Here is a 12,654-nt window from a genome sequence, read left to right as displayed (position 1 = left end):
ATAAATTATAGCAAATTGGATTTTATAATATCCATATACCGTAATGCTCTTGCTTTCGCAGAAGGGAATTGTTCATAAATGATGGCCCCCATAGAGACTTTATGGGCAAGAGCTTCTTTATTTTGAAAGCCATTGACAAGGGTATCCCTTATATTTTTGACATCATGAGGACAAAAATAAAATGCTGCATCCTGGCAAACTGTATGAGCAAATGGTAGATCAGATGTGAAGATAATCTTTTTCATGTACATCGCCTCCAGATAAGATGCACTAAAGCATTCTAATAAAGTTGGCATGAATAATCCATCACTTACTTCATACAATGGAGCACACTGACCAATAGTGACATTACCTATTGTTATGATTCGTTCTTTAAATTCTTTAGGAACTACTTGCAGAAAATCACTTGAAACTGTTAAAACAAACTTATAATGAGAAGGCAGAATTTTTACTAGTTCACTAATAACGCCAAGATTCTTATGTGGATAGTTATGCGATATAGTAACTAGCCATATGTCATTAACATTTTTTTTAGGCAATTTATCTAAGATGCTATAATCATAACCGCTTGAATCAGTAAACAATCCATTCAGCGTATTCGAGACAGTATATACTTTCTCTTTGTCAAAGCTAAGTAGCTTCGCTACACGTTTATTAACGTCATCAGTTTCGGTAAAAATTAAATCAGCATTTTTCTTAAAGAAATATGGTTGCAGAAACCTCAAGATACTGAATTTTAATTGAGCTTTTACATCTAATTTTTTAAAAATATATTTTATATCATAAATCAACCATGGAAGAGCAAAGCCAACGGCATGTTTAACATTTTTGGGAGACCAATAACTAGGACCAAATATTGTGAAAACTACGGAAATATTGTTTTCAGTGACTATATTATCAAGCTTTTTTCTTACTTTGAGATTAAGTAATTTTGATGGTGAAGATCCTATCAAAATACAATGTAACAAGGCATTTTTACTTAATTGTGAATAAACTACAGGAGAAACAGCCGCAATAAAATCAACTGCTGAATCAGATAGCTCTTCCAACACAGAAACAGCTACCTGCACCCCCCCTCCAACATACAGATTACTCGCATTAATCAAAAGCTTCACTGCAACAATTCCTTATTGCTGAAATAATATTTCACATCCCATCCTCTGTCATTATAACTACCTGGATTTAGAAATTCATATATGTAGTTTTGATAAGGACTATAAAAAGTTTCGAAATAATATCCATTCATTATGCTGAAATAATTCACAGCGAAATAAATCATGATAACGCAAAAGAAGGCGAAACGACTTATACCTTGCTTGAATTCATTAAATAAATAACTCAAAGCGACTAAAAAGCATGGTATGAAATAAACATCTATCCTTGTGCTGATCGTGCCGAATCGGCCAAGGTAAACGTCGAAAAATAACATCAAGAACACAGAGGTATAAATTATATGATACATTCTTGCGTTAGTAATACTAACTTCATTAGATTTAATATAATTAAATCTATAATCAAATAAAAACGCAGTAATAAGTTTAAATATCAATGAAAATGTCAGTACCGTCCCGGCATAATCATCTTGGCTATACCATTTTATTTTTTCTATATAACCGCCAGCTGGTAGTGCTGAAATTAATTTAATAATATACTCGATCGGATAAATATTTAATACAGCGAGAGGAATACCGATTATTGTCAGGATCTTTAATACCCTCACATTTCCACGTCTTAAAAATGGAATGATCGCGAATACGATAATAGCAGACACATGAAAAATAACAGCTAGTGTAGAAAGCACATAAAATTGAAAATTCCTTTTTTGATATAGTTTTTTATATGCTATTAAAATAATTGACAAAGCGATTATCTGCCGTAATGCTTCCGTTACAAATATGAACTGATATAAGAAAAAAATCCCAATACAAAATATATAATTTTTAGTATGTTCTTTGAAGTAATTGTGTAGACATATTAAAAGAAAAGCAGTAATAAATGCTTGATAAATCCAGTATCCCATCAGAAAGGATGAAACATAGGAAAGTAAATAATATCCTGGTTCTATCGCTAATGAAAAAGACTCTCCATTATAGAGATCAGTATAAAATAACCAGTCAAGTCCAGTCTGATACCTTAAACCTATGAACACTACGATTAGCGTAAATAATATTGTATTGAGAACAACACGTATCTTAGTATCTGCAACAATGAAAACATCCAAAAATATGAGCAGGAATACGAAAGAGATAAATAGATGATATATTGACACTATCATTCCTTCAATTCATTATGAATTCTAGTCTTCATTACTATAATGAAGATAACAATACAAATTATTGCCTTTGAGACTAAGGAAAACCACAAAGGTAACGAATCAAGATAAATCACAAAGAAATATGAAGCCAACAATATCGCTGAATACCATAACAGCAGGAAACATGAAACTGGATTAGACTTTAATATTTTTGTCGCTATAAGATAATGGAAAAATGCGAGCATCAAATATGCAATCACAGTAGCCCATGCGGCGCCATGAATCCCATACTTAGGTATAAGAAGATAATTGAGTGAAATGTTAATTGTTACGGCAAGCAATGTTCCGATTGAAACTAGTACCGTTTTCTTTTTATAAAAGGTAAAGTTTACATAGCTTAGATATATATGTATAAAAGAGTTTCCAATTAATATGATCGGAACTACAGTTATACTTTCTCTATAGCGATCATCAGCCAATATTTCGACCATATACTTTGAAAAAAGAATAGTCAAAAAAGATATTACAAGCATTAATATCGAACTTTTATTTATAATTTTAATTATTTTTTCATTATCATTTGCATCGAGCAATTTATATAATTTAGGTTGCCATGAAGAATTCCAGGCCATAACGACAACCAATACACACATCCCGATATTATATGCAAAAGAATAGATACCAGCTTGCGCTTCACCTAACATTTTTGCAATAAACAATCTGTCGACTTGAGAAAGCAGCGCATTTGAAAGAACATGTATAATTAAAGGAGAACTAAATGCTAAAGCAGAAACAAAATATCTAATATTAAACTTAAAAATTGCTATTTTTTTCAGTTGCATCACAACATAAATTAATAGAATTATACTAACAACCAACTGAGCATATACTTTTGCAAGATATTTATCTTTAGTTAAGAACCATGCAAAAACAAAAATAACCAAAACTTCAGATACTTTACTCACTATATTTAGTTTAACGAAACCAGAGCTAAGTCGAGCCCCTTGCAGGTAACTTGTATATATATATATGTAACTTAATAAGATACATATGGTGACAACCCAATAAACATCGAATTTGCTAATGCTTAGTAAAACTCCAAGTGGTGCAGCAAAGTATATACATATAGCTACTAATATTAGCTGGGCCGCTGTTAGTCCCCATAATATGGTTCCAAGATATACAGGAAAATCAACATCATTTTTCATATAGGCATTGATAACTGCATTTTGAAGATTCAAACTAATGAAAACATATAAAATCATAACAGCAGAATTTATAAGAGACATCCGCCCATAATCTTCCGGGGACATTATCCTAGAAAGCAATGGTAGCGAGATGAACATAAACCCTTTAACGAAAAGATCACCTAAAAAATAATTTAAAAAATCTTTAAATGTTTTGTTTTTATTACTCATTAGATGCTACCTATATAAGCATCTACCTGTGCTTTTGCTATTTCTTTTGCATTATATTGGCTAGCGCCACAGGCATAGTGTTCGTAATTTTCATCCATTGTCTTTAAAGCATCAATAAAGGATTGCTTATTGTTTACATCGAAAACAATACCATTTCTATCATTGATTAAATCGCTATGACAACCCACATGATTGCTAACTATTACAGGAAGGCCTAATGTTAAAGCTTCTTCCACAACTAATCCCCATGGTTCAGATAAAGAAGGAAGAACAAAGCAGTCACTTATAAGTAATTCGTTAGATAACTTTTTATTTTCAATATAGCCTAAGAATCTGATGTTTTTGCATCTATCATCTTCAAGCTGCTTTTTTAAAGCACCATCTCCAACAAGAATTAATTCATAAGGGAGGGATTTGAATATATTGACAATGAATTCAATATTCTTTTCAGGTGAAATTCTTCCAATGTAGATAAACCGAAGCGGATTATTCCTTAGAGATTTTTTTTCATGCAATTCGGTTTCATTAAAATTTGAGAGACCGACACCATGAGTAATAACAATCTGCCCTTTGAAGGATAAAGCTTCCAAAATCGCTTTTTGCAAGTGCCCGGAAGGATATGCTAACGACATACGCCCGATAGCTAATTTTTTAAGAAACCAAGACAAACCACCTTTCTTTGTTTCGATTATACTGCTTTCGATTACTATCGCATTTTTTTTCCGCTTATTAAAGAACGCTGCTAAGGTAACCTCTTTAACTTCCCATCCTGAAAATACAATTTTCTTGTATGAAATCGTTCGTAACTTTTTTACCAAATTAAATAAAGTTGAAACTTTACTTCGCTCTTCAAAATTGCCTTTATTTAAATAAAAGTGTTCAAAGTTAAAATCGAATGAATAAAAATCATCGTTGCGTATTTTTGACTCATTTGAAACGAATATAACTAATATTTTTTTATACTTGCTTATTTCATTAAATAAATTGACTTTATAGAAAGCAGGCACATTAGTAAGAAATACTGCATCATATTCTTTCCTATTGGATTTCATTCAATAATTCTCGCCATTTAGCAATTACGTTTGTTTCTTTAAATCTATCTACAGAAGCCGCGGATTTTTTTTGTAATCTTTTCCTTTCGTCTTCATTGTTTATTAAGAATGAGATCGACTGCGATAATTTTTTTATGTCACCTGTGGGAACTAACACTCCATTATCGCTTGTGATTATGGTTTTGGGGCCTGCAGGACAGTCGAAGCTGATACATGCTAAACCACAGGTAAGTGCTTCTATAAGCACCATTCCCAGGCCTTCAAATCGAGAAGAAAGAACGAATATTTCGGAGGAGCAATATAAATACTGAATATTGGTCTGAAAGGGCACTATTTCCGCGTTAGATATTTTTAACTTAGTAATAAGTGAGTTTAAATTATCAGACTCTTCTCCATCTCCGACGATCTTTAAGCTCCAATCATTTGTGTCGGCTTCAGCCCAAGCCTGGAGAAGAAGATCAAACCCCTTTTGATAAGTTAATCGCCCTACTGCAAGCACAATCTTTTGCTTAATTTCATTCCCGGAGCTTTCAATAGCCTCAAAGCTTACAATATTTGGAATAATTTTATGTTTATTTTGTGGTAGCCATTTTAAATATTTACTTTGATCTTCAAGTGTTTGCGATACCACTGCTGAAAACTTGGGATATAATTTCCCCCTAATTTTTCTTAACACTGCGTTACCGATATCGTGTTCAAAATGCTCAATTGCTATAATTTTACTTTTTCTTGCAAACAAAGCTAACAATAGTGACATTTTAATATCACACGATAAAAGCACATCATTTTTACTTAAATTTAAATTTATCTTCTTAAGTTGCTTGAGTTTTCTCATCATGTACATGAAATCAAATTTCAATCCTGAAATCCCTTTCAGGTTACGATTATACATACTTTTTTCAAAATCATCATGTAAGTATATTACGTTGACCTTATCACTTGGAATGAATGTTAAATACTTAGTAGAACGATATAAACTAATGATAGTGACATCATAACATTTAGCCAATCCATTGGCTAAAGCTACAGAAACACGTTCTATTCCACCTTTGGAACTCAAATCACCTAAGAAAACATATAGTTTCATGACAAACTCTTCATCAATTCAACAACTCTCTGGCTACTGTTAGCATCATTATATTTGTTTATTATGCTATTCACCTGGCTGCGTCTCTCAATATATTCATCTTTGCCGGAGATAATTTTGTCAACAGAATCTAATAATGTCTTCTGACTGTTGACCTTATCTCCAGGAGTCCAAAAATCAAACGGCTCTAAAGTAAACCCACCTCGTGAAGAACTATAAGCATCAACATCTGGCACTAGGAAAATAAGAGGTTTATTTAAAATCAAATAATCTAAATAAATTGATGAATAATCTGTTATTAAAATATCAACTAAGGAAAGCAACTGATTCAAATCGATATTTTTTTGGGTAAGTTCTTCAGAGCTTATGATTGTAATATTAGAACTTAATGTTGCGATCCCTCGAAAATATTCTTCTTCATATGGATGAAGTTTTAATATTAGATGCGTTTTAGTTTTTTCTAAATAAGTATCTATTTCTTCTAAAGAGAAATCATTTACTCTAAGGAAATTATTATCAGTAATCTCCGCACCATCAGAGTATCTTTTATCTTCATTATTCATTCGAAAAGTAGGTGCAAGCATAATTATGTTTTTATCCTTGCATGATTCAATACCAACATCTGCTAAATCAATTGGTTTGAATAAAAAATCATTACGCGGTTGCCCTGTAATATAAACATTATTAGCTTTCTCACGAAAACTTGCTGATATTATAGAACGCATTACTTCTGAAGTGGCAATCCTGGTTGCTGAGAAATCGATCATTCCTTGATGATCATTCTCACCGAGGTAACAAATTTTCTTAAAAGGCATCCCGTGCCACAAGCTAATGTAGCGTTGATTTCTGGCAACAGGACCTATCATTTCATTATGTGTCGTAATTATATATTTACTGGTGAAATAATAATAATATTCTTTTAAGGTTCCAGTCGTAACCTTGGTGAAATTTGGCTGCTTAATAGCTTTTTTTAGGGACCAAACGATTTGATAGGGAAGGTTATTTTCTATAATATAATCGCTTAAAGCTTTACAATTACCGGAGTAGTCTGGTTTGCTTTTAAAAAATATTCTATTTTTTGTCTTTGGAATAAAATAATTTAGCAATGATAGTGTTCTACTGAGTATTTTTCTAAATGATTTTTTAAAATTTATCATCTGAGCGTCTTCACAACTTCAATAATTTCTGTAGTAGATACTGATGGCGTCCTTGGTAAATATATAACTTTACAAATATCATTCACCCAATCAAATCGACCAGCCCAATCATCACCCATAACCAGAACATCTGCATTGTAGTGCTTTATATACTCTTTTTTAAGTTCCAACGACTCTTCAACAAATACCTCATTCACCACTCTGAGAGAGCTTATAATTCGGCAGCGATCTTCCTGATTATAGATAGGGTAACGCCCTTTTTTACTGAAGTTTAATTTATCTGAACTAACACCAACTATCAGTTGATCACCTAAAGAAGCTGCCCGCTCAAGGATATTTACATGACCAACATGAAAAACGTCAAATGTACCAAATGTTATGATTCTCTTCATCGTTCTCTCGCAATAAGTAAGCTACCGCCCCTGGCTCAACAGCTACCAGTGCACTGCATAAAAATTCTACCTTCATAAGCTCATTTTACGAGCTATCCAGTTACAACAAGATCCATCAGTATATTTGACCCACTATTTTGGGTGCAATCTCTTCGTAAAACAAGGATAAAACTGATGTTTTAACCGAAAATTGTTCTTTTCGGAATTTTATAAATTTTTTATAAAAAAAGGCAGATATTGTGATTAGAGATGTTTATCAATCACAATAACCTGCCGTTATGTAAAGACTTAGAGTTAAACCAAGCTCCACTGCGGTTTATTTTGACAGCAACGTCTCAATCCGGCTTCTGAACTTCTGACCTTCCTTCAGGTTACGCAGGCCATACTTCACAAACGCCTGCATATACCCCATTTTCTTACCGCAGTCATAGCTGTCGCCCGTCATCAGCATGGCATCAACTGACTGCTTCTTCGCCAGCTCAGCAATCGCATCGGTCAGCTGGATACGGTCCCAGGCACCCGGCTCGGTTTTTTCCAGCTCGGCCCAGATATCTGCATTCAGCACATAGCGGCCTACTGCCATCAGGTCGGAATCCAGCGTCTGCGGCTGATCCGGCTTCTCAATGAACTCGACGATGCGGCTCACCTGCCCTTCCGTCTCCAGCGCTTCTTTTGTCTGGATAACAGAGTACTCAGACAGATCGCCTTTCATGCGTTTCGCCAGAACCTGGCTGCGGCCCGTTTCATTGAAGCGTGCAACCATCGCCGCCAGGTTGTAACGCAGAGGATCGGCAGAGGCATTGTCAATGATGATATCGGGCAGCACAACGATAAATGGATTATCACCCACCACCGGGCGTGCGCACAGAATTGAGTGGCCCAGACCCAGCGGCTGTGCCTGACGCACGTTCATGATGGTTACGCCAGGAGGACAGATAGACTGCACTTCGGCCAGCAGCTGGCGTTTGACGCGCTGCTCAAGCAACGCCTCGAGTTCGTAGGAGGTGTCGAAGTGGTTTTCAACGGCATTCTTGGAGGAATGCGTGACCAGGACGATTTCTTTGATCCCTGCAGCCACAATCTCGTCGACGATGTACTGAATCATCGGCTTGTCGACAATCGGCAGCATCTCTTTTGGAATTGCCTTTGTGGCTGGCAGCATATGCATGCCCAGACCCGCTACCGGAATGACTGCTTTCAAATTAATCATTATACCTTCCACCTTAAAATGGTTGACGAATTATAGCTTTTAAACCTGTTTTCGCCAGTATGATTTGCCGTAAATCTCATAGAATGTTACGCCACCGCACCACAAATTACAGTAGTTGTAATCTGAATAGTAAACGCTTATCTACCAGGAATAGTCGTAAAATTGCCAAATGTGCTTATCTGTGAGGCAGCGCAAAATTCAGCCGTTCTGTATTCACCGTTTGTTGGTCGACCCGGTCAATATCCACCGAGCTCTGCCCTTTTTCATTCACAGCCTTGATGTTTGCCAGCGAGAGCAAGGTCTCATCTTTGGCCATGAACTTCCCGCGCACATCTTTGCGCAGGTCAAAATTCATCTTCAGCGCCGGGCCTGTGGCCGCCTCCTGCATGACGTTGATATTGCGCAGGAAGAGATGCTGAGGCTTGTTGTGCAGTTCAAGTGTAGCACGCTTGAGGTCGAGGTTTGTGATGGCGACAAAGGAGGTCGCATTGCCCGATGAAATCTGTATTCCGCGCAGTTTATACGCAAGCTGGCGATTATCCAGGCGAATATCGTTAAGCCTGAAGTTCTGCGGGATCGACAAATAATCCCCCTTGATCACCCCGTACCCGATTAACATTCCGGCACTATTGACCATATCGATATTATCAATGATGAAATTATCACAGCCATAAATAGCTACCGTGGCATTATCAATCCCCGCCTTTTTACTGAAATCCGGTGTGATATTGGTGGCTTTTACATTACGGATAATGAAGTGTTTGCCGTTTTCGACGTGGACTAATTGCCGACAGTTGCTGCCCGTAATATTGGCGACAACGAAGTTCTTCACCGTTTGCTTTTCAGGGTAGTCATTGTCATAGGTGCTCCCGGCAAGGCCAATGCCGATACCCCAGTTCGTCTTGCCGTTGGTGCAGTTGATCGTGTCAATCACGTGGTCGGAAATCAGGATATTGCGGTCATTAATCGCCACGTTCCACTCGATTGCATCACCCTGCAAATGGCTGAATTGACAATTGATGATCCGCGCGCCGTCAACCTGGTTATGAAACCCCTGGCGCAGAATGGCGTAATTGGCCTGGCTCACGCTGAGGCCATCAATCAGCAGATTGCGCATCACGCGCGGTTTCTTTCCGCCAATATAAATCTGCGTGACCGGCCCGAAGCCGCTCATCGCCAGGCCCTTAATCACGCAGTCGGACCCGCGAACGTCCAGGGTGATGTTGTGGGTGCGCCCTTTTCCCTCACCGATAACTTTACAACCTTCCTGAAGCACAAACCGCCCGCGTCCGTTACCTTTCAGCGCGCCGCGAACGAGCAGCGTTTTACCGTCCGGAATAAAAATGCCGGTATTGATGTTCTCGCAGGTGAGCCCGGCGGGCACCACAACGGTATCGGCTTCGCTAAATGCCTGCTTAAAGGCCGCAATCCAGTCGTTATGATTGTAGCGATCGATACTGACCGTCGACCCGCCAGCTGCCCGCGCCGGTCGGGACGAGAGCAGTGGCGCAGCGGCCAGAAGCGATAAAGATGAAACAAAGCGGCGTCGGGTAATCTTTTTCAGCATACAACCTCGGCGTTACAACGTTTGCAGCAGGCTTGCTAACTGGCGATTGATCGCCTGCTGGTTAAATTCGGCTTCCACTTTTCCGCGCGCATTGCGCAATATCGACACCAGATCCTGCGGGTCAATATCGCAAAAGGCGGCGAGACGATCGGCCAGCGCTAAGGCATTGTTTTCAGGCACCAGCCAGCCGGAATGCTCCGACGTAATCAACTCGGGAATACCGCTGTGCAACGTAGACACGACGGGAATGCCCACCGCCATCGCCTCCATCAGCGCCACCGGGATCCCTTCCATGTCGCCGTCCGCTCCTGTCACCGAAGGCAGCAGGAACACGTCCGCCTCATCGAGCATGGCCTTCACCTCGTGGCTCGGCTTAAAGCCCGGCATCTCGACATAACCTTCAAGCTGATACTGTTCGATTAGCGTTCGTAAACGGCGCTCCCACGGCCCAATCCCCAGGATGCGGTAATGGAAGTCCACGCCGCGCGCTTTAAGCTGACGACAGGCTTCGATAGCCACATGCAGCCCCTTCTTCTCGGTCAGACGGGCCACGGAGATAATCTGCAAGGGTGTACCCGGCGCTTTTACCGGACGCTGGGTGAATCGCGCCATGTCCACGCCCATCCGTGATACGGTGATTTTTTCGCTCGGGCAGCCCATGGTTTTGAGCCGTCCGGCCCACAGCTCGCTGATGGGCAGCATCATGTCGCCCCGGCGGAAAAGCTGCTGATACTCAGGCGTGTAGTGGTTGAGCACCTCGCGACTCGAGATGTCGATTCCGTGGAAGATGGTGGCGATCTTGCCCTCAATCACGCCAAGCTCACGCAGTTTCGCGGCGGTCACGCCCGCCGGGCCGAAGTGGGCGATAAACACATCGGCACGATACGGCTGCGCCGTTTGCCCGCAAATAGCCGAGAGGATCAAATTGCGGGATTCGGCCCCGTAGCGTGACACGTTCAGCGCCCGCCACGTTGACGCGCGGTGGAGTCCCCGCAGCGTCTGGCCTGCACGGTAGCGCAGCTTATTCATTCGCCCGCTCGGTTCATCCTGCAGCCAGCGGGTTTTCGCCTCCAGCCCATACTGGGTATACGCCGCATGGGTGTTCTGCGTGTCGCCCTTTTGCAGGGCGACAATCTCCACGTCATATCCCATATCGATAAACGCGGTGATCTGGTTCAGCACAAAGGTTTCAGACGACAAAGGAAATTTCAGTAAGAAGAAACCAACCTTCATTTCCCCTCCCCGACGCGGTCGAGAACCGATTTCACCATCCCAATCCCTTTCTCGCGCTCGGCTTTCACCGCCGCAGCCAGCCGTTCATTGATAGCAGGCAACTGTCCCAGCGTGTCGCCGACCATGGCCCCGAGGGAGCCGTCCAGCAGATGACGTATATCGACCGCCATTTCGGGCATGCCGAGCTGCTGCATAATGCCGGCAGATTTGTGCTCGTAGTTGATCGCGATAGCGGGCGTACCGAAGTTCATGGAGATAATCGCCGAGTGCAGACGGGTGCCCACGGTCAGGTCACAGGCGGAGAGGATCTTGCCCATCTCCAGGTCGTTCAGTTCATCCATCACCACATGGTAACGCGAAGGGTCATTGACCAGCCCACGCAGGTTCAGGGCCACCATGCGGTCGTCTTTGTTATAGCTGTCGATACCGGTACAGGTTGAGAGCGCCAGCACCTGATACCCGCTGTCGAGCACCCGGTTAACCACCTCGGCGAAGGCTTTCTCATACGCCGCCTGGGTGGTGCCAAGACGTTTATCAAACGGCGCCAGCTCGCGCAGGGTAATGGCAACGGTTTTCTGTTTCGCGGTCACATCCAGCCAGTGCTGCACGGCATAGCTTGCCTGGAAAGTGGCGTCCTGATGGTCCACCAGCCAGGCGGTATCCACGCCGTGTTCGACTTTTGTGGTATCAATTTCGCTGCGCTTCATCATATCGAGGCTCACCGATTCACGCAGGATCAGCGCGTCGCAGTGGCCAAACACGTAGTTCGCCAGCTGGTTAAACTGCGGATCCTGGAATGGCCCCACGCTGTGGCCGATCATGAACAGCGGTTTTTTCGCCATAAAGGTGCAAAGCGCGTGTTCGAACTGCGGCACACCGTACAGGTCGACAAAGAACGATCCGCCCACCTGGATAATGGCGTCATAGCCCGACAGCAGACGGACAAAATCGGTAAAGCCCTGCGCGATGGCAATATTGCGCAGCTTGCCGGTATCGGTCACGCGGGAGAGCAACACCTGATGCTGATAGCGACGGCGCAGCACTTTCTTCACGCGGCCCATCACGCCCGCGGCGTTATTATGTTGTTTCATCTGGCTGTACAGCGGATCGCCCATTACCGGGCGGTTTAAAAGCCAGGAGGAGCTGACCGGGTAACGGCTCATCACGTCGACTTCCGTCTCAGGCTCAAGGGTGTTAATCGCATCCAGTAAACCGCGCAGAATGGCGCTGTCGCCACGGTTGCCGCAGGTATGGTTGCCAAGAATAAGTAATTTCATAATGGCC

11 protein-coding genes are annotated in these 12,654 nt (G+C 41.3%); all 11 read right to left on the bottom strand.

The window, feature by feature from the left end; all coding sequences use genetic code 11:
* Nucleotides 1-5: 5 nt before the first annotated feature.
* The 11 genes from ACWKX3_RS02065 to wcaK all read right to left on the bottom strand — a co-directional run bounded on the left by ACWKX3_RS02065 (nucleotide 6) and on the right by wcaK (nucleotide 12,647).
* Nucleotides 6-1,115: a hypothetical protein gene (locus ACWKX3_RS02065; protein WP_454541188.1), complete on the bottom strand. Its 1,110-nt coding sequence runs from the start codon at nucleotides 1,113-1,115 to the stop codon at nucleotides 6-8.
* Nucleotides 1,112-2,269 carry an EpsG family protein gene (locus tag ACWKX3_RS02060; RefSeq protein WP_275544402.1) on the bottom strand — a complete coding sequence of 386 codons (1,158 nt, stop codon included), beginning with the start codon at nucleotides 2,267-2,269 and terminating at the stop codon, nucleotides 1,112-1,114. Before ACWKX3_RS02060 ends, ACWKX3_RS02065 begins: the two co-directional genes overlap by 4 nt.
* Nucleotides 2,270-2,271: 2 nt before the next feature.
* Nucleotides 2,272-3,672 carry an oligosaccharide flippase family protein gene (locus ACWKX3_RS02055; RefSeq protein WP_454541187.1) on the bottom strand — a complete coding sequence of 467 codons (1,401 nt, stop codon included), beginning with the start codon at nucleotides 3,670-3,672 and terminating at the stop codon, nucleotides 2,272-2,274.
* A complete protein-coding gene (locus ACWKX3_RS02050) occupies nucleotides 3,672-4,724 on the bottom strand; it encodes a glycosyltransferase family 4 protein (RefSeq protein WP_454541186.1) in 1,053 nt (350 codons plus the stop codon). The genes ACWKX3_RS02055 and ACWKX3_RS02050 overlap by 1 nt, the downstream gene beginning before the upstream one ends.
* Nucleotides 4,711-5,811: a glycosyltransferase family 4 protein gene (locus tag ACWKX3_RS02045; protein ID WP_454541185.1), complete on the bottom strand. Its 1,101-nt coding sequence runs from the start codon at nucleotides 5,809-5,811 to the stop codon at nucleotides 4,711-4,713. The genes ACWKX3_RS02050 and ACWKX3_RS02045 overlap by 14 nt, the downstream gene beginning before the upstream one ends.
* Entirely contained in the window at nucleotides 5,808-6,968 is a 1,161-nt protein-coding gene (locus ACWKX3_RS02040) for a CDP-glycerol glycerophosphotransferase family protein (protein WP_137272378.1), read from the bottom strand. Before ACWKX3_RS02040 ends, ACWKX3_RS02045 begins: the two co-directional genes overlap by 4 nt.
* Nucleotides 6,965-7,360 (bottom strand): adenylyltransferase/cytidyltransferase family protein, encoded by a 396-nt coding sequence (locus ACWKX3_RS02035; RefSeq protein WP_137272376.1) that lies wholly within the window; start codon nucleotides 7,358-7,360, stop codon nucleotides 6,965-6,967. The genes ACWKX3_RS02040 and ACWKX3_RS02035 overlap by 4 nt, the downstream gene beginning before the upstream one ends.
* A gap of 316 nt (nucleotides 7,361-7,676) precedes the next feature.
* Complete coding sequence (gene galF / locus ACWKX3_RS02030) at nucleotides 7,677-8,570, bottom strand: GalU regulator GalF (RefSeq protein WP_454541184.1); 894 nt, start codon at nucleotides 8,568-8,570, stop codon at nucleotides 7,677-7,679.
* A 175-nt stretch (nucleotides 8,571-8,745) separates the two neighbouring features.
* On the bottom strand, nucleotides 8,746-10,137 hold the full coding sequence (gene wcaM, locus ACWKX3_RS02025; RefSeq protein ID WP_006176297.1) for a colanic acid biosynthesis protein WcaM: 1,392 nt from the start codon (nucleotides 10,135-10,137) through the stop codon (nucleotides 8,746-8,748).
* Nucleotides 10,138-10,149: 12 nt separating this feature from the next.
* Nucleotides 10,150-11,370, bottom strand: a complete 1,221-nt coding sequence (gene wcaL, locus ACWKX3_RS02020) for a colanic acid biosynthesis glycosyltransferase WcaL (protein ID WP_006176298.1) — start codon at nucleotides 11,368-11,370, stop codon at nucleotides 10,150-10,152.
* On the bottom strand, nucleotides 11,367-12,647 hold the full coding sequence (gene wcaK, locus ACWKX3_RS02015; protein ID WP_088208134.1) for a colanic acid biosynthesis pyruvyl transferase WcaK: 1,281 nt from the start codon (nucleotides 12,645-12,647) through the stop codon (nucleotides 11,367-11,369). Before wcaK ends, wcaL begins: the two co-directional genes overlap by 4 nt.
* Nucleotides 12,648-12,654: the final 7 nt, after the last annotated feature.

This window comes from Enterobacter sp. UPMP2052 (assembly GCF_053709675.1).
The sequence above is the reverse complement of the archived record's forward strand: the minus strand, read 5'-3'. Positions and strand labels throughout refer to the sequence as shown.